The sequence below is a fragment of the Streptomyces sp. NBRC 110035 genome (genome assembly GCF_000829695.1).
Classification (GTDB): domain Bacteria; phylum Actinomycetota; class Actinomycetes; order Streptomycetales; family Streptomycetaceae; genus Streptomyces.
Genome location: NZ_BBNN01000015.1, coordinates 360,543 through 384,823, shown reverse-complemented (window position 1 = coordinate 384,823; position 24,281 = coordinate 360,543). Strand labels below are relative to the sequence as shown.

The 24,281-nt window shown below is 71.3% G+C and carries 22 protein-coding genes and 1 pseudogene; 4 read left to right on the top strand and 19 right to left on the bottom strand.

Features of this window, described 5'->3' with window-relative positions; genetic code table 11:
* Positions 1–238: 238 nt before the first annotated feature.
* From TU30_RS01840 to TU30_RS01820, 5 genes and pseudogenes are all read right to left on the bottom strand, one after another.
* Positions 239–439 (bottom strand): hypothetical protein, encoded by a 201-nt coding sequence (locus TU30_RS01840; RefSeq protein WP_141713738.1) that lies wholly within the window; start codon positions 437–439, stop codon positions 239–241.
* A gap of 687 nt (positions 440–1,126) precedes the next feature.
* Positions 1,127–1,342, bottom strand: a pseudogene (locus tag TU30_RS36740) (signal peptidase I); the annotation flags it as partial.
* Positions 1,343–1,345: 3 nt separating this feature from the next.
* A complete protein-coding gene (locus TU30_RS01830) occupies positions 1,346–2,005 on the bottom strand; it encodes a DUF5063 domain-containing protein (RefSeq protein WP_042163569.1) in 660 nt (219 codons plus the stop codon).
* Positions 1,998–2,597 (bottom strand): recombination mediator RecR, encoded by a 600-nt coding sequence (gene recR, locus TU30_RS01825; RefSeq protein WP_042163566.1) that lies wholly within the window; start codon positions 2,595–2,597, stop codon positions 1,998–2,000. Before recR ends, TU30_RS01830 begins: the two co-directional genes overlap by 8 nt.
* Positions 2,598–2,655: 58 nt before the next feature.
* A complete protein-coding gene (locus TU30_RS01820) occupies positions 2,656–2,997 on the bottom strand; it encodes a YbaB/EbfC family nucleoid-associated protein (protein WP_078878042.1) in 342 nt (113 codons plus the stop codon).
* 388 nt (positions 2,998–3,385) lie between these two features.
* On the opposite strand from TU30_RS01820, the gene TU30_RS01815 reads away from it, so the two are divergent.
* Complete coding sequence (locus TU30_RS01815) at positions 3,386–4,138, top strand: SLATT domain-containing protein (RefSeq protein ID WP_042163560.1); 753 nt, start codon at positions 3,386–3,388, stop codon at positions 4,136–4,138.
* A gap of 160 nt (positions 4,139–4,298) precedes the next feature.
* Here the strand turns inward: TU30_RS01815 and TU30_RS01810 are convergent, their stop codons facing one another.
* The 3 genes from TU30_RS01810 to TU30_RS01800 form a co-directional block, all read right to left on the bottom strand.
* Positions 4,299–6,266: a serine/threonine-protein kinase gene (locus tag TU30_RS01810; RefSeq protein ID WP_078878041.1), complete on the bottom strand. Its 1,968-nt coding sequence runs from the start codon at positions 6,264–6,266 to the stop codon at positions 4,299–4,301.
* Positions 6,267–6,342: 76 nt separating this feature from the next.
* A complete protein-coding gene (locus TU30_RS01805; protein ID WP_042163557.1) occupies positions 6,343–6,834 on the bottom strand; it encodes a MarR family winged helix-turn-helix transcriptional regulator in 492 nt (163 codons plus the stop codon).
* Positions 6,831–7,436: a DJ-1/PfpI family protein gene (locus tag TU30_RS01800; protein ID WP_042163555.1), complete on the bottom strand. Its 606-nt coding sequence runs from the start codon at positions 7,434–7,436 to the stop codon at positions 6,831–6,833. The genes TU30_RS01805 and TU30_RS01800 overlap by 4 nt, the downstream gene beginning before the upstream one ends.
* A 169-nt stretch (positions 7,437–7,605) precedes the next feature.
* On the opposite strand from TU30_RS01800, the gene TU30_RS01795 reads away from it, so the two are divergent.
* From TU30_RS01795 to TU30_RS01785, 3 genes are all read left to right on the top strand, one after another.
* Positions 7,606–8,967, top strand: coding sequence for an aspartate aminotransferase family protein (locus TU30_RS01795; RefSeq protein ID WP_042163553.1), 1,362 nt, complete (start codon positions 7,606–7,608; stop codon positions 8,965–8,967).
* A 194-nt stretch (positions 8,968–9,161) separates the two neighbouring features.
* Positions 9,162–9,869 carry a GntR family transcriptional regulator gene (locus tag TU30_RS01790; RefSeq protein ID WP_042163551.1) on the top strand — a complete coding sequence of 236 codons (708 nt, stop codon included), beginning with the start codon at positions 9,162–9,164 and terminating at the stop codon, positions 9,867–9,869.
* A 191-nt stretch (positions 9,870–10,060) separates the two neighbouring features.
* Positions 10,061–10,711 (top strand): hypothetical protein, encoded by a 651-nt coding sequence (locus TU30_RS01785; protein WP_042163549.1) that lies wholly within the window; start codon positions 10,061–10,063, stop codon positions 10,709–10,711.
* Between the two features lie 12 nt (positions 10,712–10,723).
* Here TU30_RS01785 and TU30_RS01780 read toward each other — a convergent pair whose 3' ends face one another.
* The 11 genes from TU30_RS01780 to TU30_RS01735 all read right to left on the bottom strand — a co-directional run bounded on the left by TU30_RS01780 (position 10,724) and on the right by TU30_RS01735 (position 24,281).
* The gene (locus TU30_RS01780) at positions 10,724–11,548 is read right to left on the bottom strand and encodes a M48 family metallopeptidase (RefSeq protein WP_234307732.1); all 825 of its coding nucleotides are present in this window, start codon (positions 11,546–11,548) and stop codon (positions 10,724–10,726) included.
* Between the two features lie 4 nt (positions 11,549–11,552).
* On the bottom strand, positions 11,553–15,272 hold the full coding sequence (locus TU30_RS37925) for a type I restriction endonuclease subunit R (protein ID WP_052479715.1): 3,720 nt from the start codon (positions 15,270–15,272) through the stop codon (positions 11,553–11,555).
* Positions 15,273–15,427: 155 nt separating this feature from the next.
* Positions 15,428–15,703, bottom strand: coding sequence for a hypothetical protein (locus TU30_RS01770; RefSeq protein ID WP_042163544.1), 276 nt, complete (start codon positions 15,701–15,703; stop codon positions 15,428–15,430).
* Positions 15,703–16,110 carry a hypothetical protein gene (locus TU30_RS36730; protein WP_234307731.1) on the bottom strand — a complete coding sequence of 136 codons (408 nt, stop codon included), beginning with the start codon at positions 16,108–16,110 and terminating at the stop codon, positions 15,703–15,705. The genes TU30_RS01770 and TU30_RS36730 overlap by 1 nt, the downstream gene beginning before the upstream one ends.
* 164 nt (positions 16,111–16,274) lie before the next feature.
* Positions 16,275–16,463: a DUF397 domain-containing protein gene (locus TU30_RS01760; protein WP_042163537.1), complete on the bottom strand. Its 189-nt coding sequence runs from the start codon at positions 16,461–16,463 to the stop codon at positions 16,275–16,277.
* A 13-nt stretch (positions 16,464–16,476) separates the two neighbouring features.
* Complete coding sequence (locus TU30_RS01755) at positions 16,477–17,331, bottom strand: helix-turn-helix transcriptional regulator (RefSeq protein ID WP_042163534.1); 855 nt, start codon at positions 17,329–17,331, stop codon at positions 16,477–16,479.
* A gap of 29 nt (positions 17,332–17,360) precedes the next feature.
* Positions 17,361–17,990 carry a restriction endonuclease subunit S gene (locus tag TU30_RS33390; RefSeq protein WP_069086888.1) on the bottom strand — a complete coding sequence of 210 codons (630 nt, stop codon included), beginning with the start codon at positions 17,988–17,990 and terminating at the stop codon, positions 17,361–17,363.
* The gene (locus TU30_RS01750) at positions 17,980–20,679 is read right to left on the bottom strand and encodes a class I SAM-dependent DNA methyltransferase (protein ID WP_042163533.1); all 2,700 of its coding nucleotides are present in this window, start codon (positions 20,677–20,679) and stop codon (positions 17,980–17,982) included. The genes TU30_RS33390 and TU30_RS01750 overlap by 11 nt, the downstream gene beginning before the upstream one ends.
* Before the next feature lie 91 nt (positions 20,680–20,770).
* Positions 20,771–21,523, bottom strand: a complete 753-nt coding sequence (locus tag TU30_RS32770; RefSeq protein WP_052479714.1) for an RloB family protein — start codon at positions 21,521–21,523, stop codon at positions 20,771–20,773.
* A complete protein-coding gene (locus TU30_RS01740; protein WP_042163532.1) occupies positions 21,523–22,824 on the bottom strand; it encodes an ATP/GTP-binding protein in 1,302 nt (433 codons plus the stop codon). Before TU30_RS01740 ends, TU30_RS32770 begins: the two co-directional genes overlap by 1 nt.
* Before the next feature lie 173 nt (positions 22,825–22,997).
* Positions 22,998–24,281: an adenylosuccinate synthase gene (locus tag TU30_RS01735; protein ID WP_042163529.1), complete on the bottom strand. Its 1,284-nt coding sequence runs from the start codon at positions 24,279–24,281 to the stop codon at positions 22,998–23,000.

Here is a 24,281-nt window from a genome sequence, read left to right as displayed (position 1 = left end):
TCATTCCGTCGTTGTCCCACGTTTTGCGCACATGTGTGCACAGCGTGGTCGGCTCATTCTATCGAGCGCCCGAAAATCGCCTCCGCGATATCGCATCGTGAGACTTCCGGGCACCCGCGCAGGAGGGCTCCTGCCCAGGGCGACGCGGGCCACTCGGAAAAGTGCCCCGCGTCACATACTCCCCCGTTCGCACCTTCACGGCTCGCACCTTCACGGCTCACGGCTCACGGCTCACGGCTCACGGTCGCTCGACGCGGATGCCCTCCCGGCCGGCGCAGGCGGCCAGCGCCCTGATGTCCCCCAGGTCGTCGGTGAGGATCGGCGCCTCGTCGTAGGCGAGGGAGGCGAGGACGACGCTCGCGTCGATGACGTCGGACGTCTTGTTCTTCTGACAGAGCACGGCGGCCGCCTTGGCCAAAGCAGCGGTCAGCGGCAGCACCTCGCACCCGTTACGGACTGGGTTGGTTGGGTATTTCGACCACACCGGAGAAAACCCAGAAGAACCAGATGGAGAGCCCGGGGCACGGAGCCCGGGTCCCGGGGCTCAGGCTCCGGGCTGAACTGCGGCGATGAACGCCGGCCGGGCGGAGGCGGAGAAGCGGAGCCCGGGGCCCGCGGGGGTCACCGTGGAGTCCCGGACGTGGAGTCGCGGACGTGGAGGGCGGGGCGGCCGAGGAGGACGCCGGGCCGATCGTGGCCGGGGCGGCGCGGGCGCGGTGGGTGTCCTTCCTGCTTCCGCCGGGGGCCGGGCAGCGGTGCGACCGGCCGCCCGGGGCGCAGCGGCTCGGCAGGCGGGGCGACCGTACGGTCCCCCCGCCTCGGCATCCCGGCGCCGGTCGGCACCACGCGGCCGCTCCGCTCCTCCGGCACGCCGCCACCGACCGCACCCCACGTGGCCCCCGGGGCGCCGCTCCCGCCGCTCCGCACCCCGGCCGGGCCGCACCCGCCGCTCGGGGATCCGGCCCCGTGGGCCTCGGTCGCCGTACGTGCGGCCTGCTTGCGGGACTCCCCCTCGGCGTCGGTCACCTCGGGCCGGCTCTCGCGGAGCCTGCGCTTCCCCTCCGTCAGGTGCTGTACCGGCTCGTCGGCTGCCCCCGTCCGCTGTCACCGCGCAGCCGGGCACGGAGGGCCGGCGGACGCTGGAACGGCCGCTGACGAGGACCGGGAGAGAGCTGTGCGTTCCTCGCCCTTCACCCACTGCGATCGCTGTCCGCCACGGGGGTGGGCACCCCGTTTGATCTCCACTGCCCCGCTGCGGTGCGGATCACCGGCGTCCTTGAAGCGCCCGAGGATCCAGCCCCGGTCCGGCGCCGCGTCCTTTGCCCGCGTTGCCGGCGTACACCCGTCACGTGACCGGGCGCAGGCCCAGCGGGACGCCGATCTCCTCGGCCATGACCCTGCCCGCCTCGATCTCCAGGGCGTCGTCGCCCGCGTCCTGGTCGGTGTCGAGGCCGTCCAGGGCGGCCAGGGGCTGGTTGAGGCGGACGTGGGCCACCACCGACTGGAGTGCGCGCAGGGTCGCGGACGCGGTGGAGCCCCAGTTGGAGAAGTAGGAGAACTGCCACCACCACAGCGCCTCCGTGGTGCGGCCGGCGCGGTAGTGGACCATGCCGTGGCGGAGGTCGGAGACGACGTCGGTGAGATCGTCGGAGATCCGGGCCGGGACGGGCGCCTTGCGGGGCTCGTAGGGGTCGAAGACCTCGGAGTAGACGTCGACCGGCTCCAGGAGACGGGCGAGGTTCTCGCGGAGCGCGTCCACGTCGGCCTCCGGGCCCGGATCGGGCTCGTAGCGCTCGTCGGGGAGGATGTCCTCGTGCGCGCCCAGCCGGCCGCCGGCCAGCAGGAGCTGGGAGACCTCCAGCAGGAGGAAGGGGACCGCCGAGTCCGGCTCGTCGCCCTTGGCGACCTCCGTGACGGCGACCAGGAAGCTCTCGATCTGATCCGCGATCTGGACCGAGAAGTCGTCCGGGTCCCGGTCGGTAGCGTGCAGCGTGGCGTCAGACATCTAGGAGTCGTCTCCCCTCGAAGGCGCGGCCGAGGGTGACCTCGTCCGCGTATTCCAGGTCTCCGCCCACCGGGAGGCCACTGGCCAGGCGGGTGACCTTCAGGCCCATGGGCTTGATCATGCGGGCGAGGTACGTGGCCGTGGCCTCGCCCTCCAGGTTCGGGTCCGTGGCCAGGATCAGCTCGGTGACCGCGCCGTCGGCCAGCCGGGCCAGCAGCTCCCGAATACGCAGGTCGTCGGGGCCCACCCCGTCGATCGGGCTGATCGCGCCGCCCAGGACGTGGTAGCGGCCCCGGAACTCGCGCGTGCGCTCGATGGCGACGACGTCCTTGGGCTCCTCCACGACACAGATGACGGCGATGTCGCGGCGGGCGTCGCGGCAGATGGCGCACAGCTCCTCCTGCGCCACGTTGCCGCAGGTCGCGCAGAAGCGGACCTTCGCCTTGACTTCCATCAGGGCGTGGGCGAGCCGCCGTACGTCCGTCGGCTCCGCCTGCAGGACGTGGAAGGCGATCCGCTGGGCGCTCTTGGGACCGACGCCGGGCAGCCGCCCGAGTTCGTCGATGAGGTCCTGCACCACGCCTTCGTACAACGGACTGCCGTCCTTCCCGTGTTTCTTCAGTACGTACCGTAGAGGCCCGCGGGCCGTCTTAGAAGGGCAGACCGGGGATGCCGCCGCCGCCCAGCCCCTGGGCCAGCGGGCCGAGCTTCTGCTGCTGGAGGGTCTGCGCGTTCTCGTTGGCCGCCTGGACGGCCGCGACGACGAGGTCCGCGAGGGTCTCGGTGTCCTCGGGGTCCACCGCCTTCGGGTCGATCTTCAGGGCTCGGAGCTCGCCGGAGCCGGTGACGGTGGCCGTCACCAGACCGCCGCCCGCCTGGCCGTCGACCTCCATGTGCGCGAGTTCCTCCTGCGCCTGGGCCAGGTCCTGCTGCATCTTCTGGGCCTGCTGGAGCAGCTGCTGCATGTTGGGCTGGCCACCACCGGGGATCACGATTCAGCTCCTTGGTCGGTCCGTCCGTACGGGATTTTCCCGTTCGGCACGAGCCTACGTGGTCCGGGCGGCCGTCGCCCCAGCACTCTTTCGAGTGAGTCACCCTCGCGCCCTATACCTGATCACAGCCCCCTTTCGGGCGGAAGCGGCGCCCGAACCCCCGACACGGCCACCCGTTGGGCGGTAGGAAGGGGGCCGGCACGTCCGTGCCCACGTCCACGTCGATGTCCGCGCCGGCCGTCCGCGCCGGTGTCCGGCGTCCGGCGCCGGGCGGGCGTCGCGCAGGGGCCCGCAGGGGTCCCGTGGAGGTCCAGGAAGTCCAGCAGGGGTCGGGGCAGGGCCGAGTCCGGGTTCGGGGTCAGGCTCCAAGGTCAGTAGGGAGTACCGGGTGGTTCAGCCGGAGATGCAGCCCGAGGACCGTCCGCAGGACGGGCTCGGCAAGGGGGCGGCCGGGCTGCGGCCGGGCGATCTGGCCGGGCGGGTGTTCCCGCTCGGGGACTGGGGCGAACCCGCGCCCCGGCTGGACGAGCTGTACCGGTGGGTGGAGCGCGGGGCGCTGGACACCGCCGCCTGGTACCTCACGGTCCGGGTCCACAAGCGGCGGTGCGCGCGGGCGCTGCGTACGGGGGCCGCGGCGGGGGCGGCCACCGGGGCGGCGCTGCCGCTGCTGGACCTGACCGGAGCGACCGACGGAGCCGCCCCCTGGGGGTACATGGCGCTGCTGCTCGCGGCGGCCTGCGTGGCCGCGGACCGGTTCTTCGGAATGACCTCCGGCTGGATGCGGGACGTGGCGACCGCGCAGGCCGTGCAGCGGCGGCTCCAGGCGTTCCAGTTCGACTGGGCGTCGGAGTGCGTCCGCGAAATGCTGGGCCCGGCCGAGGGCACCGCGAGCGAGGCGGCCGAGCGGTGCCTGTCGGTGCTGCGGCGGTTCTCCGAGGACGTGGACGAGCTGGTGCGGGCCGAGACGGCGGACTGGATGATGGGCTTCCGTACGGGCGCGAGCGTGCCGCCCGCCGTCCAGGGGGCGCCGGCGGGCACGGGCCGCCCCGAGTCGCCCGGACAGCCCCACGGCCGCTTCGCGACCGCGCCCGGGGCCACCCGCCCGAACATGCCCCGCCAGCGGCCGCCGGAGCCGAGGTGAGGCACGGCGGGCCGGCGGTGGGCCCGGCCGCCCGCGCGTCGCCGCCGAGAGGGCTCCCCGACGACGCGCGGCAGTGGACGCTCCCCCGCCTCCGCACGGTCGACGGCGGGGTCCGGGTGCGCGGCCGGTGCGGCGCGGAGGGGCGTGCCGGTCCCCTGGGTCAGTGCCCCGTGTCCACCCGCGTGTAGGTGAGCTGGTCGCCGTTGCCGGTGTTCACGCGCCGGAGGGTGCCGTCGGGCAGGAGGGTGATGTCGGTGGCGGCGCCCGGTGTGCAGGCGCTGCGCGGCCGGCCGACCGTCACGGTGGTCGGGCCGATCTCCAGCTGCTCTCCGGGGCCCGGGGCGCCGGCGAGGTCGCCCTCGAACACGCAGTGGTAGGTGCCGTTCCCGGTGGGACCCTCGGCGACCAGGGACATGACCGTGTCACCGGCCTCGCCCTGCTGGATGGTCAGCGTGCGGGTGTGCAGCCCGCTCGCGTTGTCGATGGTCGTCGACCAGGTGCCGAGGTATCCGGCCGGGACCGTCCCGTCGGCGGCCGGCGAGGGGGTCGGCCGGCCCGTGCCGGCGGTACCGCCGGCCGCGTCCGTCCCGGCCGAGGACTTCCCGTCGGGCGACGGGTCGCTGCCGTCGGTGCCGTCGGTGCCCTGGGACGTGCCCTCGCCCGGCGTGCCCGAAGGGCTGCCGCCGGCGGTGTCGCCGGCGCCGCCGTTCATCAGCGCGTACATCGTGCCGCCCGCGGCGAGCGCGACGACCAGCGCGATCACGACGAGCAGTGCGGTGGAACGGTGGTCGCGCGGGGGCCGCGCCGGGCCGTACGGCGGCGGGGCCGTGCCGAAGGGCGGCGGGCCGTAGGCAGGGGTGGCGCCGGCGGCCCCGTAGCCGTTGTGGGGGGAGCCGTAGCCGGAGGGCTGAGGGTGCGGCTGGGCCTGCTGCCGGGCGTACGGCTGGGGGTGGCCGTACGCGGCGGGGGGCTGTCCGGCCGCCGGGGCGCCCGGGGCCGGGACCGGGGGTGCGGCGGGGCCGTTCGGGCCGGTGACCAGGGTGGGCAGGTGGCCGACCACCGCACCGTCACGGGGCGCGCCCGGGGCGGGCGGGGCGGAGCCGTCGGCGGCGGGGGCGTGGTCGGGAGTGGCGGCGGGGGCCGGGCCGTCCGGCCCGGGCGGCGGCGCCTGGGGATCCTCCGCGTCCAGGAGCCGTACGGCGTGCCGGCCGAGCTGGGCGACCAGGGCGCCCGGCAGCCAGGGCTCCCGGCAGCGGCCGTCGGCGACGGTGTCCTCGGCGCCGGTGCGCCGCAGGATCTGGTCGAGGGTGGGCCGCCGGGCGGGGTCCTTCACGAGGCAGTCCTGCACGAGGTCCGCGAGGCCCTCGGGGACCCGGCGGAGATCGGGTTTCTCCTCGGCGATGCGGAACATCAGGGCGTGCACCCCGCTGTGGGCGGTGCCGAAGGGCAGCTCGCCGGTGGCGGCGTAGGCGAGCACCGAGCCGAGGCAGAAGACGTCGCAGGCGGGGGTGATGCGGTCGCCGCGCACCTGCTCCGGCGCCATGAACCCGGGCGAGCCGACCAGCGCCCCGGTCCGGGTGAGACCGCCGTCGGTCACGGTCTCCAGGGCCCGCGCGATCCCGAAGTCGATGACGCGCGGCCCGTCGATGGTGACGAGCACGTTGGACGGCTTGAGGTCGCGGTGCACGATGCCGGCGGCGTGGATGTCCTTCAGCGCGTGTGCGAGACCGGCGGCGAGGACGCGTACCGAACGCTCGGGCAGCGCCCCGTGGTCGTGCCCGACGACCTGCTGGAGGCTGGGCCCGGCGACGTACCCGGTGGCGACCCAGGGCACCGGGGCCTCGGTGTCCGCGTCCAGCACCGGCGCGGCCCAGTCGCCGCCGACCTGCCGGGCGTTCTGCACCTCCTGGCGGAAGCGGGCCCGGAACTCCTCCTGCCGGGCCAGCTCCTCGCGCACCAGTTTGACGGCGACGGTGCGTCCCCGGTCGGAACGGGCGAGGTGGACCTCTCCCATGCCGCCGGAGCCGAGCCGCGCGAGCAGCCGGTACGCGCCGATCCTGCCCGGGTGCCGGGCGCCCCGGTCCCCCGCCGGATTCCCCGCCGCGCCCCCCGGCCCGTGCTTCTCCATCGCTCTGCCGCCTTCCCCGCCGTGAGCAACAGCCTGAGGATAAACCGGACAGGGGCGGGGGTGAGCTGGGCGTTGTCTACGGTTCCGTAACAGGCGGCGCAGCGGGTGACACTGCGGGCGGTACGGGCGGGCCGAGGTCGTCGAGCACGGCGCACAGGCGTTCCATCGTCTGGACCGCCTGTGCGAGTTCGGCCTCGCCGAACGCCTCCGCGAGCCGTTTCGCGAAGGCCGCGTGGCCGGGGCCGATCCCCGCGACGGCCGCGTGCCCCCGCTCGGTGGGGGCGAGGAGCTTGGCCCGGCGGTGCGCCGGGTTGGGCCGGTACTCGGCGAGACCGCGGTCGACCAGCAGGTCGGCGATGCGCTGCACGCTCTGCCGGGTGATGCCCATGACGCGGGCGATGCCGGAGACCGGCAGGGGCTCGCGGAGGACCGCGCCGAGCACCTGCCACCGGGCGGCGGTCAGTCCGGCGGGCCGGGCGAGTTCCTCGGCGACCGCGAGGAACTCGCCGTTCAGCCGGAAGGCGCCGAGCGCGCTGCGGCTGAGCAGATCCTGCTGTTCCCTGCTCACCGGGCCAGAGCCTCCTCGAGCTCGGCGTACGCCTGGGGGTCGGAGTCGTGGAAGAGCCGGTACCAGGCGTCGATCGCCGGTGCGTCGTAGGCGCCGAGCAGCCGGAAGACCTCGCGGGCGAAGGCGACGGGTTCGGTGGGACCGGCGGTGACGAGTCCGCCGTCGGTGACCGCGTCGGCCTCGACGTACCGCTCTCCGCCGGCGTAGCCGGTCGCGGCCAGGTACGAGGAGGCGGCGCCGGTGTGCGCCCGGTCGTCGAGCAGGCCCTCGCGGGCGAGTCCGGCCGTGGCGCCGCAGATGGCGGCGACGGGAACACCGGCGTCGAGGAACGCGCGGGCCCTGCGGGCGAAGGGGGCGAGGTCGTCGCCCTCGTCCCAGTGGCCGGCGCCGGTGAGGATCAGCAGCGAGCTGTCCTCGGGCCGCAGCGCGTCGAGCGCGAGGTCGGGCAGCACGCGCAGCCCGCCGACGCTGGTGACGGGCGCCCCGGCGGGGGCGACGGTACGGACCTCGTACCCGGCGAGGGCGAGGTGCGCGGTGGCGTGACCGGTCTCCCAGTCGGCGAAGGTGTCGTAGACGGCGAGATGGACGGGCTTAGGGGTCATGACCGCTCCCTGGAGTGCGCCGGTGGACACCGGTGTCCACCGACGGGTGCCGGCAAGGACCGCCGGATGTCGGGTGCCGGTCGGACACCGGCGAACACCTATTGACAATATGCTGACATAAATGCAGCACACTGTCAAAGAACCGGAGGGGCGACTTACGCTCGCCCGTATGACTGCTCAGCCGAACGCCGGGGCCGGGGCCACCGTGAAGGCCGCCGACCGCGCCCACGTCTTCCACTCCTGGTCCGCGCAGGAGCTGATCGACCCGCTCGCCGTCGCCGGGGCCCAGGGGTCGTACTTCTGGGACTACGAGGGCCGGCGCTACCTCGACTTCACCAGCGGACTCGTCTTCACCAACGTCGGCCACCAGCACCCCAAGGTCGTCGCCGCGATCCAGGAGCAGGCCGGGCGGATGGCGACGTTCGCGCCCGCGTTCGCCGTCGAGGCGCGGTCGGAGGCGGCGCGGCTGATCGCCGAGCGGACGCCGGGCGACCTGGACAAGGTCTTCTTCACCAACGGGGGCGCGGACGCCGTCGAACACGCCCTGCGCATGGCACGGCTGCACACCGGGCGGCCCAAGGTGCTCTCCGCGTACCGCTCGTACCACGGCGGCACCCAGCAGGCAGTGAACCTCACCGGCGACCCGCGCCGCTGGGCCTCCGACAGCGGCACGGCCGGGGTCGTGCACTTCTGGGCGCCGTTCCTGTACCGCTCCCGCTTCTACGCGGAAACCCAGGAGCAGGAGTGTGCGCGGGCGCTCGAGCACCTGGAGACGACGATCGCCTTCGAGGGGCCGTCGACGATCGCGGCGATCGTCCTGGAGACCATTCCGGGGACCGCGGGCATCATGCCGCCCCCGCCCGGTTACCTCGCCGGAGTGCGGGAGCTGTGCGACCGGCACGGGATCGTCTTCGTCCTGGACGAGGTGATGGCCGGGTTCGGCCGGACCGGCACCTGGTTCGCGGCGGACCTGTACGACGTCGTGCCGGACCTGATGACCTTCGCGAAGGGCGTGAACTCCGGGTACGTGCCACTCGGCGGCGTCGCGATCTCCGGCGCGATCGCGGACACGTTCGGGAGGCGGCCGTACCCGGGCGGGCTCACCTACTCCGGGCATCCGCTGGCCTGCGCCGCGGCCGTCGCGACGATCAACGCCATGGCCGAGGAGGGCATCGTCGAGAACGCGGCGCGGCTCGGGGAGTCCGTCGCCGGGCCGGCGCTGCACGCGCTGGCGCAGCGGCACCCGAGTGTGGGCGAGGTCCGCGGGGTCGGCATGTTCTGGGCGCTGGAACTGGTGCGGAACCGGGAGACCCGGGAGCCGCTGGTCCCCTACAACGCGGCCGGTGAGGCGAACGCCCCCATGGCCGCCTTCGCCGCCGTCGCGAAGGCGAACGGACTGTGGCCCTTCGTGAACATGAACCGCACCCATGTCGTCCCGCCGTGCACCGTGAGCGAGGCCGAACTGAAGGAGGGCCTGACCGCGCTGGACTCGGCGCTGTCGGCGGCGGACGAGTTCACGGACCGACCGTGAGGAGATGACCCGGTCATTCGAACAGGCGTGGGGCACTCGAACACGTAAAGTGGCGTGACCGTGGACGGACGCGTGCGCCGGAGCAGGCGGCCGGCACGCGGGCCGGATACAGGCGGCCGGCGCGTGGGACCCGCGCACCGCCCCGCGCGTGGCACGGTCACGCCACTCGAACACGACGAGGGAGACGCCCGACCATGCCCGGCATCGGCGGCAACGGCGCGGTGACACGCAGCACGCTGCGGCAGCAGATCGCCGACGCGCTCCGTGACGAGGTGCTGGCCGGGCGGATGGAGCCGGGGCAGGAGTTCACCGTCAAGGAGATCGCCGACCAGTACGGGGTGTCCGCGACCCCGGTACGGGAGGCGCTGGTCGACCTGTCGGCACAGGGGCTGCTCGACGCCGACCAGCACCGGGGGTTCCGGGTGCACCAGTACTCCGCCGACGACTTCCGCGGCATGATCGAGGCCCGCACGCTGGTGATCGACGGGATGTTCCACGCCCTGACCGACGCCGACGGCCGCCTCGCCCGTCTGCGCCCCGAGGAGCCCCGGGTCGCCGCCGCGCTCGCCGGGGTCCGGCGGCGCGGCGAGGAGGCCCAGCGTTCGGCCCTCGCCGGGGAGCTCACCGTACTGATCGGCTACGACCTGCGCTTCTGGCGCGAGCTCGTCGCCCTGTTCGGCAACCCCCACCTCACCGCCTTCCTGCACCGGCTCCGCGTCCAGACCTGGGTGTGCGTGGTGCAGCATCTGCGGCGGCTGCCCGACCTGCGGGGGCGGCTGTGGTGCGAGCACACCGATCTGGTCGACGCGCTGGTGCGCCGTGACACCGACTCCGCCCGCGCGGTCGTCGCCTCGTACGACGCGTACTCCCTCGCCCTCGTCGAACAGCTTCCCACGGACTGAACGGACTGAACGGCCCGGGCGACCGCGAGCCGGAGCCCGGGGGCCGGGCCCCGCGTCGTCTGTGTTCGTATGGGTAGAGGACCTGCACGAGGGGAGTCACCCTCGCGCCGCACCGGTACCCTTCCCTGACCGCCGTCCCGGATGCAGTGGACGTACCGGACGCGGTGGACGTGCTATGCGAGGAGCCCTCTTTGGCCTGTGACCTGTGGCTGGTACCGCTCGTCGACGTGTTGTGCCACACCCCCGACAATCCGTTCGCCGAGGAACTCGCGCAGTACAACAAGGTGCTCGCCGAGGCCGGGCTGCCGCCGGTGCCGGTGTACCAGTACATGCCGGGTCTGTCCGGCGAGGTCGCCCCGGTCGCGGGCTTCGACTACGACGCGCTGCACTTCCTGCGGCGCGCCTACCTGCTCCAGGTGTGCGGACTGCCGGTCACCCCGGTGGACGAACTGGGCGGCGACTACGAGCAGTTGCTGGAGATGTTCGAGACGACGGCGCAGCAGTCGCACCTGGTCTGGCACTACGACCACGCCGGGGCCTACGTCCCCGTGGACTTCCCGCACCCGCTCTCCAGCGACGAGCTCCTCGCCGGCGGCGGCCCGCTGGGCTCCTCCCACGCGCTGCTGCGGGAACTGGAGGTCGTCGCCCCGGCCCTCGGCATCGACCCGGCGAACCCCCCGGCCGCTCCGGAGCCCCCGCAGGGGCCGACCGAGCTGGAGGAACCCGCCGTCCCCGCCCCGTACGACCCCAGCCCCTTCGCCCGCGAACGCCACGTCTGGCTCGGCCTGCACGCGGCGGCCACCCGCAGCCTGGCCCAGGGCTCGATGATCGTGTTCAGCTGAGCCGGCCGGAAGTCAGTGAGGGAGGTCCCCCATCCAGACGCGTCTGCCCAGCTCGTCCAGCTCCTCTTTCACCCGGCGGCACTCGGGCAGGGCCCGGCCCAGCAGCCTCCAGTAGTCGGGGCCGTGTCCTGAGATCCTGACGTGGGCGAGTTCGTGCGCGATCACGTAGTCGATCAGGTGGACGGGCAGCTGGAAGGCGGCCCAGTGCAGGGCGATCGTGCCGTTCCCCGGTCCGGCGCGGTAGCTCCCCCACCGGTGTCCGAGATCGCGCACGCGGACCTCCGGTTCGGGAACGTCCATGCGGGCGGCCCAGGGCTGGAGGCGTCCGCGCGTCCAGTGCTGCCCGGCCCGGGTGTACCACTGCGCGAGGGCCCGCCGGGTGAGGGCCGGATCCCCGGCGACCGAGCGGTGGACGCGCAACCGCCCTGCGACCAGTCGTACCCCGGGTACTTCGGCTTCGTTCCCCTGCCGCGGGCCCGGCCCGGACCCCTCTTCCCCGTCGACGACGAGCAGCCGGTAGTCCCGCCCCAGGTAGCGGTGGATCTCGCCGTCCCGGAGCGTACGGACCGGGTGCAGCTGGCGACGGTCCTCGCTGAGCCGTGTCTTGTCGTGGATCCAGGCGCCGCTGCCGCGTACGAAGTCCTCCACCCGCCTGACCTCGCACCCGCGCGGGACGTGCAGGGTGAGAGACCTGTCCCGTTCCACGGTCAGGCCGACACGGCGTCGCCTGGCACTGATCCGCACGCGCAGCTCACGCCCGTCCACCACGAGGGAGCCGTCCTCGGTGAGCACCGGCTCACCGGGGCGGTTCTCGGAGGGACCGGGATGCTCTGGCACGGTCCTATTCTCGCCGGGCCTCCGACCGGAAGTCCTCCAGGTGGTCCACGGCGTAACCGGCGAGTGTCGAGGCCAGTCGTTTCACCTCCTGGCGGCCCTCGCCCCGCAGGCGGTATCCGGCCGTGCGAAGGAGCTCGTACAGGTGTGACTCCAGCTTCGTCACATGTGCCTCGCCGCCTCCGAAGGAGGCCAGACGGACCCGGCTGGTGATCTCGTCGTGCACCTCGGCCACGAGCCGGCGCAGGTCCTCGGGGGTGGGGTCGCCCAGGATCTCGCTCTCCGCCAGCTTCTCGCGGAGCAGCGCGTGCAGCCGTTGTTCCATCGGGCTCAGGTCGGCCACGGCGGGGTCGCTCCGCTCCGCGTCCCGGGCCCGCTCGACCAGGGGACCGAGCCGGCTCCCGATCTCGTCCCAGCGTCCGGCGAACTCCTCCAGCACCCGTTCCAGCTCCTTGGAGAGCTGGGTGTGGACGGGCCGGTCCTCCACCGCACGCCGTTCCTCCAGGTGGTAGCGGAGTGCCTGCACCTGCTCGGCGGCGGCCTCGCGCACCGGGAGGCTGTCGACCACCTCGTCGAAGTCGGGGGCGAGAATCGACACCGGCGGGATCTTCTGGATCACCTCCTGGGCCTGGAGGTGATCGGCGATCAGCGCCCGTACCTTCCGGCCGTAGCCGCGCATCGCGAAGCCGCCGCCGGTGTCGTCCCGGTAGTGGCGGCGGACCCGCATCTGCAGCACGCTCCACGTCCGCAGGTCCGGCAGGTACTCCAGGGCGTCCTGATGAGGCAGCACGCGGTTCACCGCGTCCAGGAACTCGCCGAGCGAGGTGTCGAAACCGGCACGCTGCTCCGGGTGTCCCAGGGCCCTGACGGCACGGGCGAGGGCGGCGGGGGTCGTCAGGCCGTCCGGGTCGATGCCCACGCGGCCTAGGAACACCCGGAAGTCCTTCGCGGTCCGCTCCAGCACCGGAATCTCGTCTTCCATGCTGTGCAGCGAGTCCAGGGCGGGCGGGTTCCCCCGGTAGGCGGCCAGGGTCACGCCCAGGTTGTTCAGCACGCCGTAGTAGTCGACGACCAGCCCCTCGGTCTTGCGGCGGGCGATGCGGTTGACGCGGGCGATGGCCTGGAGCAGTTCGGCGTCACGGATGGGCCGGTCCAGGTACAGGGCCTGTTCGATGGGGGCGTCGAAGCCGGTCAGCAGCATGGACTTCACGATGAGGAAGGCGATCGGTGGCTGTTCGGCCGGCTTGTCCCCGCCCCACACCAGGTCGCTCCACGGGTTCATCCCGCCCACCGACCCCGCGGGCACCGGATCGTGCTCGGCGACCGGTGCGGCCACCCACGGGTTGTCCGGCGGCAGCTCGGGGAAGGGCGCAAGGAAGCGTGCGATGTGGTCCCGCTGCCGGTCGTCGTCGGTCCACTCCCGCCACAACCCGTCCTTCTGCTCCGCACCGGCGGAGATCACGGGCACGAAGTCGATCCGGCGCAGCAGCTCCTGGTACTGCCAGGCGCGCAGCAGCAGGGTCTCCTCCGCCGTGTACGTCTCCGGCGCCCGCCCTCGCAGCCCTTCCCGCCGGCCGCCTTTGTCGAACTCCGCGACCCGGAGCAGCAGATCGGCCCGCGCGTCCCGCAGCGCGTCCCGGTACAGCACCGCGGCCCGCCTGCTGACGGCGGCCACCTGCGCCTTGAACCCACCGGTCAGCGGCCCGGTGACGTAGTGCTCCAGCATGTCGGCGGCCTTGCGGCGGATCAGCGGCGGGGACTCCGCGACGGCCCTCGCGGACGGCGTGCCGTACTTCTTGCGCACCCGTTCACGCTCGGCGTCGTCCAGCGGCTCGATCAGGTCCTCGAAGCACCCGTCCATCCGCTCCCGGTCGCGCACCTCGGCGGTGGTGGCCCGCCCCTCGTAGCGGACGGGGACGACGACCTTGTCCCGTTCCGCCTCGGTCATGCGGTACGTGTCCAGGAACTCCGGGGCGCCACCGGGAAGGCTGCTGGGCTCCAGTCCGAAGATGCGCCCGGTGTCGTCGAGCCGCCCCCGCATCAACGGAGTGCCGGTGAAGCCGATCCGGGCGGCGTGGGGCAGGGCCTTGCGCAGGCAGGCGTGCAGGACGGAGGAGTGGGAGCGGTGCGCCTCGTCGACGAGAACGACGACACGGTCCCCGTCACTGCACTCGGGGAAGATCCGTTCGGCACGGAGCAGTGTCCGCTCGTCCGGGGCGGGGTCGGCGACCTCCTCGGCGTCCTCCCCCTCCGCCACCCGCTTCCGCGCCTTCTCGAAGTCCTCGTCCAGCGCCCGGTCCTCACCGTCGGCCGTGTCCCCCGCTCCGTCGCCGGATCCGGGCGCCAGGTCGCCGAGGAACTTCTGGATCGTCGCGAAGACCACCATCCGGCCTCCGGGCCTTCCCGCCTTGGCCAGCAGGTGCTCCAGGTCGGTACGGGACTTGGCCTGCACCACCCTGGAGTCGCTCAGTTCCACGGCCTTGCGCAGCTGCCGCTGGAGGTCGGTACGGTCGGTGACGGCGACCAGGGTGATGCCGTTGAGCCCGGAATCCTCGTTCATGTGCAGGCGTCGGGCGAGGAACTGCATGGTGAAGCTCTTGCCGGCGCCCTGGGTGTGCCAGATGACGCCACCACGCTCGTCGCGGTCCCGCCCGGTGACGAGACGGCTGGGGCGGGTACGAAGTCGGTCGACGATCTTCTCGGTGGCCCGGTACTGCTGGTGCCGGCAGACCACCTTGGCCGTTCCCGACTTCGGTTTCGTCTTCCCCGCCCGGCGGCCGTCGTCGTCATCGTTCAGCGGCTTCTCGAAGACGTAGTGGCGCACGATGTTCAGCAGGTTGCCGGGCCGCAGGACCATGGCCGTCAGCCGGTGCTGGAGCGTGGGCCGCTCGTCCGCCCCCAGCAGGCCCCAGCCGCGCAGTTCCCGGCGCAGCGCCTCCGCCCCGTCGTCACCGGGGACGGCCGGGTCGGTGTAGTCGGGGGCCAGGCTGCGCCACAGGGCGTAGTGCTCCTCGGAGGAGGAGTACGTACCGAGCGCGGCGTCCTTCCCGTCGGCGGCCACGAGCAACTGCACCGGCGCGAACAGGTGCGGGACGCCGCGCGGGGCGCCGGTGCCGCGCCGGGTGTCGTCGTCCAGGGGCCGCCCGGAGTAGGCACGCAGGTCACGGATGGCCCGGCCGACGGGGTCCCGGACGTGGGGCGACTTGCACTCCACCACGACCAGCGGAACACCGTTGACGAACAGCACGAGGTCCAGCACGGCCGGCCTGCCGTCCGCGTCGTGCACCCGCAACTGGTCGACGACCAGGTAGTCGTTGCGGGCGAGGACCTCCTCCCGGCTCCCTTCCATCGCTTCCGGCGACCAGTCCACGAACCGCGTCTTGAAGTCCTTGTCGCCCGGACCGGGTTGAAGGATGCCGTGCAGGAGCAGCGTGGTGGCGTCCCGGTTGGCCTGGGCCAGCGATCCGGCGGTGACATGACGGGCGGCGGCGCGGAGTCGGGTGACCGCCTGCTCGGCCTGCGTATCGCTGCTCATCCAGGGCGAGTTGCGCAGTACGGCCGTGCGCAGCCGCTGCTCCAGCAACACCGCCCGGAAGTCGTCCCGTTCGCCCTCGCCCCGCAGCCGAGCGCCCTCGATGTGCTGCCACCCCATCGCCTTGAGGTGGTCCAGGAGCGGCCGTTCGGCCTCGTCCCTCTCGGCCGTTCCCCCGACCACTCCGGCAGCCATGCCTCGCGCCTCCCCAGCGTCGCGGTGATCCGTAAGGGACCCATTGTGGCCACTGGGGGCGCGCATGCCCAGAAACCCGTGCGCCGGGGGAGGTTGACGCACGGGTTTCGGTCAGCGGGCGCTCGGTGAGCGCGGGTTTCAGCCAGGTTCAGCGCTTACCGGCGCCCTCGCCCGGTGGCGACACCCTTGCGGCAGTCGGGCCGCTTGCTCTCCGGCACGATCAGGGCGGCGGTGTCGTCGTCGAGGGCGTAGCACAGCTGGGCGTGCAGCACTTCGGCCTCGGCGGGGGTGAGGTGCAGCGCCGCGTCCGAGTCGAAGACCCCGTCCCGGCAGAGCCAGAGGTCGATGGCGAGGGTCCCGTCGTCCTGCCGGCGGACGGGCTTGCTGGGGACGCGGTTCACCTGGAACCGCGTGGAGGGCTTCCCGCTCATCAGGCCGCCACCTCCAGGGGCGCGGGGGTGCCGACGCGGTGACCATGGATGACCCACGGTCCGATGTCGATCCCGTCGAGCGCGAGGACCAGGGCCGTACGTCGCACCTGCTGCCGCTGCCGCCGTTCGTGCGCGAGCAGGTAGGGACGGACGCGGGGACCGGCGTCACCGAGCGGGGCGCAGGCCTCGGCCCGCCTCGCGGCACGGGCCTTCGCCAGGAGCGCTTCGCTCAACACCGTGGGTACAGCAGCCCGGTGGACGAACAGCCGCAGCCCGGACAGGGTGCGCGGGGCCGCATGCACCCGCCTCGGCCGGCCCCGGCGTCGACGTTGGCCGGTGGCGGGAAGGAGGTGAACCAGGATCTGGGCAAGCGCTTGTTCGAGGGCAAGCCGGATAGGCTTGGACATGCTGACGCTCCTTTGCAGCGTTGGCCTGCCCCGGGGTGGTGGCTCACCGCCGGGGCACCTTGCATCAGCGAGTAATCGTGCGACTACCGCCTGAAGTCAGGCTAGCGCCAACAGTGCTGCCGCATCAACATTGATGCGGAGTTTGCTGCGACTGGGGACGTGAGTCAGAGCAGCTCGTCGAATTCGCCCGCCTTCGCTCCGGCCAGGAAGGCCGCGAGCTTGGCGCGGGTGGTCCTGACGACGACATCGGGCTCGTCACTCTCCCTGACAAGCACCTGACCGTCAACTACCGCCAACTCCAGGCAGTTTCCCGCCTGTTCGGAGTACGACGACTTCCGCCACTGGATGTCCATCCGATTCACGCTCTCACAGTTCGTGCAGCACCTTACGTATGAAGTCCCGCGAGGGTCCGGGCTCCAGGGATCGCTGCTCCATCCGGTCAAGTACAGCGCGGTAGTTCGTCAGATGCGTCTCCGAGTCCAGGAACGTCACACCGTTCGGTACGTCGATCTGAACGGTGTCGAGCTGCCGGACGGGGCCACCGGCGTACATGGTCGAGCTGCCCGCACTCGGGAACCCGCCTGCCGAGAAGGGCACCACGCGAAGGGTGACGGCCTCGCGCTCCGACTGCTCCAGCAAGTAATCCAACTGCCGCTTCGCGATCACCGGCCCCCCGAAGAGCATGCGCAGCGCGGCCTCATGCAGGAGGAAGGAGCATGCCGGAGGGTTCGTGCGGCCCAGTAGCGCTTGGCGACGCATACGAAAGTCGACCTGAAGGTCCAGGGCCTCCGAGGACAGCGGCGGCACAGCCTCTTCGAACACCGCACATGCGTAGTCCTCGTGCTGAAGCAGACCGGGCAGGTGCGTGATCTGAACGTGCCGAAGAGCCAAGGCATGGTGCTCCAGCTCGGCCAGATCCAGCATGTACGAGGCGATGGAGTCCCTGAAGTCATCCCACCAGTTGGCGCCGACTCGCTCCTTGGCCATGCCCGCGAGAGCGTCCACGTATCCGGGATCTGGACAGGAGTAATTGGCCGCCCACACTCGCACCCGGTCAGGGCTCACCCCAAACCGGGCGGACTCGGTGTTGCTGATCGCCGTCTTGTCGACACGGTGCAGCGCGGCGGCCTCGGTGAGGGAGAGCCCGACGTGCTCACGCATCCGGCGAAGCTCGGCCCCGAGACGCCGCTGCCTGGACGTGGGCGGCTTACGAACGGGCATGGATTTCTTCAACCGATCGCATGACGCAATCACTCCCGCACTGATCTTGAAACCGAATTCGCCACCAGCAGGCTGTTAACGATTCCTTTGCGTACAGCGCGAAATTTTGCAATCTCGGCCTCCGCGGACCTTTCCGACTCGGTGACCGCTTCCAAAATCTCAACGATTCGCTGTTGCTGCGCAGACGGGAGAAGAGGAAACGGCATCTTCGCAAACCTATCCCCACCAAGATGCGCAATACTCGTGGTCTTTTTCGCCACTGAGGCGAAGGTGCCATCGTTCAGCCACTGCGTGAAAACAGCGTGAGCGTACTCTGGAACAACGCAGGCACTCGACCTGAAGCGAATAAGCGTGTTCTGGAAGCAGTACTCGCCGGGATGCCCATCATAAATGGCACTTCGGCCAACCAACTCAAGACTCTGGCCCTCATTGAGAAGGATATCCCCGGGTTCCAAGCTGTATCTCTGTCGCTCCAGAGCGTCGAAGCTCATGGACTTCACATCTGAGTAGTCAATCCAACCGCCAAGCACATTCGCGACGCGCAGGTACGGGGCATGCATACCGCCCTCACGGCTACTCGCCGGCGAAAGCTGCTTCCCCATCCGCACCTCACCAACTTCACCGACCGGCACCCAGCGGACTTCCAGCTCAGCCAACATAACCCAGCTCCCTCAAGAACCCGTTCAGCTTCTCCGTCGCCGCCTCACGCCGCTTCTCGATATCACGCAACGACACCAGGTACTTCCGTTCCCAGTCCACATAGACGTCGATCAATTTCCGGCGCCGACGCACTACATGCCCTTCCAGCTTCGAGGCCAGGTCGTCGCGCAGGATGCCCAGCACGATCTCGCGTGCTCGGTCGTCGGTCAGCTGCCCGCGGGCCTTGTGGAGACGAGGAGTCGGGCGGTCCGCGGGCTCGTCCTCCACTGCTACGGCCAACTCGGTCTGGCCCGAAGCTTCTTCTTGCGCTGCCTCCGGCTTCTCCTTGGCGGTCAACGACGACGCGTCTCCCATCCCGTCGAACGGGTAGAACGCCTCCTCCAGCGTCTTCACCGCCTTGTTCGCCGCCGTGCGTTCCCGCTTCAGTTTCTTCAGGTCCGCCTCGCTCAGCAGCGCCTCCGCGATCGCCGGGTCGAGGGCCGGGCCCTCGTCGTCGGTCTCTGCGCCGTCAGACAGCTCACCGTCTTCGGAGACTCCCGCCGCCGCAGCCGCCCGCGCGGCCTCCGCCGCCTCCGCCGCCTTCACCTTGGCGTCCAGTTCCGCCTTGCGCGCGTCCGCGTCGGCGAGTTCCGTCAGGAAGTCGGGGACGAGACGCGCCACCACCTTGTGCGCGTACGCCTCACGCCGTTCGGACGCCGAGCGCTTGCGCGCGCCGCCCGTCCACGGGTCGGGTTCCGGTTCCAGCATCGTCTCGACCGTCTCGACCCAGCCGTCGACGACGCCCCGGAAGCCGTTCTCGGCCAGTGCCTTCAGCTCGTTCTTCGCGTCCTGCCACCATCCGGCGACCGCGCCGGCGAGCGCGAAACGGTCCAATACCCTCACGCTGAGCAGAGTGTCGCGGAAGGAGTCGATGAGGTCGGCCCGCAGCCGGGCCAGCTGGGCCCGCTTCTCGAACTCCGTCCGGTCATCGCCTTCGCAGGGGGCCAGCGCGACGATCTTCTCCGTCTCCGTCGCCCACCACTTGTCGAAGGCGTCCGACAGCTCCTGCTCGCGCGCGGCCGCCAGTGCGCTCAGCCGGTCCGCGTCCGGGCGTCGGTCCTCCGGCAGGAAGTCGACGTACGCGGGATCGTCCGCGCGCTCGGCGAACAGGTCGGTCAGCTCGACGCCGTACGCCTCCAGCAGCTGCTTCTTCTCCGGCGCCTCGATCTCCACGCGCGGCACCCCGCCCACCAGGTGGGCCCGTACGTCCTGCGGCTCGGGCGGCGGGGTGTTGTCGACGCACCGGCGGATGTTGAGGTTGTAGGCGTTGTCCCGCAGCTCCTGCCGCTCGACCCAGCGGGCGAAGCGCGGTACCTCCTCGCCGCTGTGGAAGGTGGAGACGATCTTCTCCACGTGTTCCGGGAGCAGTACGTTCTGTGCCCGCTCGGAGTGGTACTCACGATCCGCGTTGATGAACAGCACCTTGTCCTCGCGCCCCGCGCGCTTGCGGCTGCCGGACCGCAGCACCAGGACGCAGGCCGGGATGCCCGTGCCGTAGAAGATGTTCGACGGCAGGCCGATCACGGCCTCCAGCAGGTCGTCCTCGATGATCTTCGCGCGGATCCGCTCCTCCGCGCCGCTGCGGAACAGCACCCCGTGCGGCATGACCGTGAAGACGGAACCGTCCCGGCGCTCCGTCATGTACAGCATGTGCTGGAGGAACATCAGGTCGGCCTTGCCCTTCTCGGACGTCTGGCCGTACCGCATCCGCTCCTCGATGTCGAGGATCTGGGCGGCCTTGTAGTCCATGGAGAAGGGCGGGTTGCTCAGCACGATGTCGTACGACTCGTCGAGGTGCATGGGGCTGGTGAGGGTGTCCCCGATGCGCAGGTTGAAGTCGACGGCCCCGTGGAACAGCATGTTCATGGTGGCCATGACCCAGGAGCCGTTGTTGGCGTCCTGCCCCGCCAGCGCCAGGTCCTCGGTGTCGCCGCCGTGTTCCTCGATGTACTCCTTGGCGTGGATCAGCATGCCGCCCGAGCCGACGCACGGGTCGTACACCCGCTGCCCCGCCCGGGGCCGCGCCAGCTCGACCATCATCCGCACGACCGCTCGCGGGGTGTAGAACTCTCCGCCCTTGCTGCCGGCCGAGTCGGCGAAGTCCTTCAGCAGGTACTCGTACGCGGCGCCGATCACGTCCGGGAACTCGAAGTCGTCGGCGCGCAGCCGCATGCCACCGAAGTGCTCGATAAGTCCCTGGAGCCGCTTGTCGGCCAGCTTGGCCGCCGCCGTGCCGGTGCCCCCGCCGCCGCCGATCCGGTTGAAGTTCACGTGGTCGAAGAGGTGGCGCAGCCGGGGGTTGTCGGCCTCCATCGCGTCGAGCGCGGGCTGGAGGTGTTTCGTGGCCACGTCGTCCACCGCGCCGGCCAGTCCGCTCCAGCGGGCGGCCTCGGGGACGTACATCACGTTGCGCTTCGTGTAGTGGGCCGGTTCGTCGGCCTCCTCCTCGGCCTCCTCGCGCGTGGCGCCCGCCGCCATCTCCTCGGCGACGACCTTGTCGTGTACCGCCTCGAACTCGTCGTTGGCCCGCTTGAGGAAGAGCAGGACGAGCAGGAAGTCGCGGTACTCGGCGGCGTCCATGGTGCCGCGGAGGATGTCCGCGGCGGCGAAGAGGTGACGCTCCAGTTGTTCGAGCGTGATCCTGGCCACGTTACGGCTCCCTGTTCACGTATCACGAGCGGTGGGGGTGGCAGCGGCGCGGTGGCATGTCCTCGGGCCGCTGCCCGTACATCCATGCAGCCTAATAGCCACTGAGGAGCAGACCATCCTCCACGAACCGCCACACGTCCGTGTAGGGATCCCAGGCGTTGGGGTTGGTCGTGGAATGACCGTCGTTGATCTTCTGGGCGTGCTTCTTGGCCGTCCTGTACCGGCTGAGGTCGTCGTCGTGGGAGGGAGTCAGGACCTGTCCCTCACGGACGTGCTTCGACTGCTGTTCGGTGACCGTCCGCACACCGCGTCCGTACGTCGCGGCGAATCCGGGGCGCGAGCGCAGCTTGCCGGTGGCGTCACTGGCGACCCCGCCGAAGGTGGCCGTGTAGTTGGAGTAGTGCAGCAGCCGCCACAGTTCGAAGCACGGGTGCGAATAGGCGACGCGCACGCCTTCCTTCTCCGCCAGGTCCAAGGCCTCACGGACGCCCTGGTGGTCGTCCCGGTCGAAGAGGACCCACACCTGGGGCCAGTTCCAGTCCTTGTCGCGCCTGAGCCCGGCGTCCTTCGCCTCGCGCTCGACCTTGCGCAGGGTGCGGACGGCCTCCTGGACCATGCGCAGCGGTTTGCGGTGCTTGCCCTCGGCGTTGGGGTTCGCGATGTGGTGCTGCACCGTGCGGCCCGTCTCGGCCCACGTGCCGCCCCGGACGACGATGTCGATGTACTCGGGCTCGGTCACCTCGCCCTCGGTGTAGACGTACACCTGGCGTGCCCGGCCGGCCCGGCCCTTCGCGCCGCCGCCCCTCCTGCGGGAGACGTCGTCCCCTCCTCGTGCCCTCGCCATCAGAGCCCTTCCGCCCCCGCCCTTAAGTCGTCGTCCATCGTCCCGGAGTCCAGTCCGGCCGTCTCCTGGGTGCGCAGCAACCGTCGGCCGACCTGGCCCTCCGACACCTTCGGTACGGCCCCGAAGGTTCCGGCGAGGTAGGACGCCATCAGGTCCTCCTCCGCCGTCGGCTCCCAGTCGGCGACCGAGGTCAGGCTCGTGGCGCCCCGCTCGTCCTTCTCGGTGAGCCAGATCTGGCCCGGATGCAGCAGCCGCCCCCCGGCCGGGGTCCGCAGGAGGGAGAGGTCGTGGGCGGTGAAGACGAGCTGGGCGCCCTTGCGGTTGAGCCAGGGCGCCTGGAAGAGGCGCACGACCTCCGCCGCGAAGCGCGAGTGGAGGCTGGCGTCGAGCTCGTCGACGAGGAGGACCGCTCCCGTGTCGAGGGCGAGCAGCAGCGGGCCGATCAGGGCGAACCAGGAGCGGGTGCCCCAGGACTCCGCGTCCCAGTCGAGGGTGGTCCGGTCGCCCCCGTTCCCGTGCACGAGCCGTACCAGGGGCCTGCCGGAGGAGGTCTGCTCGACCTCCACTCCGGCGATGCCCAGGTCGGCGACCTCCAGGAGCTCCTCGGCCCGGCGGCGGAAACCGTCGTCGCGCAGCAGCCGCAGGGCCGTGTAGTCCTCGCGCTGGGTGCGCTCGGTCTCGGGGGTGACGTCCCAGAAGTTGTTCTTGAACCAGTCGAAGACGGGTGTGAGCTGCCCGTGTCCGTCGTTCGCGGCCCTGGTGAGGAGGAGGGCGTCCGGGCGGGTGGTGCGGGCCAGCCTGGCACGGTCGCGGAGGCGGTCGCCGGGGAAGTCGAAGTCCTTCTCGCGGGTGGCGTCCCGTTCGAACCACACCTGGCGGCGGCCCTTGGGGTAGGCGTAGAGCCACTCGGCCTCCACCCGGCGCTCCCCGAGTTCGAAGCCGTACGTCCAGCGCACGCCGTCGGCGAGGACGAGGTCCGCCTCGTAGAGGGAGGTTTCGGCGGCGGCCTTGGGGTCGAGGGCGAACTCGTCGCGGGGGATGCCGTCGTAGGAGGTCCAGTCGGCGTACGACCGCAGCACGCAGTGGCGCATGTTCCGCAGTGCGGCGATCAGGTTCGACTTGCCGGACGCGTTGGCTCCGAAGACGCCGAGGACGGTGTGGACGGGGAGCCGCCGTCCGTCGGAGAGTTCCGTGTCGCGTGCGGTGGCCCGCTCGTTCTCGTCGTCCTCGGGCGCGACGAACGAAAGTTCCTGCTCGTCGCGCAGGGACCGGACGTTGGCCACCCGGAATCTCAGCAGCATCCCGCTTCCTTCACGACGTGCACAGTGGTCGCTTCCCCTGTCGCTCGGCACTGATCGGCACTGATCGGCACTGATCGGCACTGATCGGCACTGAGAAGAGTGGGACGGCCGGTCCGGTCGGGTTCACCGTACCGGCCATCCCATCAGATCTACGGGACTACGGAAAAGCTCCCTCAGAGGAACGAGTTGATCTCGATCGTCTCGTCGCGGCCCGGGCCCACGCCGATCGCGGAGATCGGGGCGCCGGACATCTCCTCCAGGGCCTTGACGTACGCCTGGGCGTTCTTCGGCAGGTCGGAGAAGGACTTCGCGCCGGTGATGTCCTCGGACCAGCCCGGGAGCGTCTCGTAGACCGGCTTCGCGTGGTGGAAGTCCGACTGGGAGTAGGGGAGCTCCTCCACGCGCCTGCCGTCGATCTCGTAGGCCACGCAGACCGGGATCTGCTCCCAGCCGGTGAGGACGTCGAGCTTGGTGAGGAAGAAGTCGGTCAGGCCGTTCACGCGGGTCGCGTAGCGGGCGATGACCGCGTCGAACCAGCCGCAGCGGCGGTCGCGGCCGGTGGTGACGCCCCGCTCGCCGCCGATGCGGCGCAGCGCCTCGCCGTCCTCGTCGAACAGCTCCGTCGGGAACGGGCCGGCGCCGACGCGGGTCGTGTACGCCTTGAGGATGCCGATGACCCGGCTGATCTTCGTCGGGCCCACGCCGGAGCCCGTGCAGGCGCCGCCCGCGGTCGGGTTCGACGAGGTGACGAAGGGGTACGTGCCGTGGTCGATGTCGAGCAGGGTGCCCTGGCCGCCCTCGAAGAGGACCACCTTGTCCTGCTCCAGCGCCTGGTTGAGCACCAGGACGGTGTCGGCGACGTACGGCGCCAGCTTGTCGGCGTAGCCCAGCAGTTCCTCGACCACCTGCTCGCCGGCGATCGCGCGCCGGTTGTAGAGCTTGGTGAGCATCTGGTTCTTGGCGTCGAGGGCCGCCTCGACCTTCTGGGTGAGGATCGACTCGTCGTACAGGTCCTGGACCCGGATGCCGACGCGGTTGATCTTGTCGGCGTAGGTCGGGCCGATGCCGCGGCCGGTGGTGCCGATCTTGCGCTTGCCGAGGAACCGCTCCGTCACCTTGTCGACGGTCACGTTGTACGGCGTGATGATGTGCGCGTTGCCGCTGATCAGGAGCTTGGACGTGTCGACGCCCCGCTCGTTCAGCCCGCTCAGCTCGGAGAACAGGACGGAGGGGTCGACGACGACGCCGTTGCCGATGACCGGGGTGCAACCGGGGGAGAGGATTCCGGAAGGGAGCAGGTGCAGGGCGTACTTCTGGTCGCCCACGACCACCGTGTGGCCGGCGTTGTTACCGCCTTGGTAACGCACCACGTAGTCGACGGACCCACCGAGCAGGTCCGTCGCCTTTCCCTTGCCTTCGTCACCCCACTGAGCACCGAGCAGCACAAGTGCGGGCAC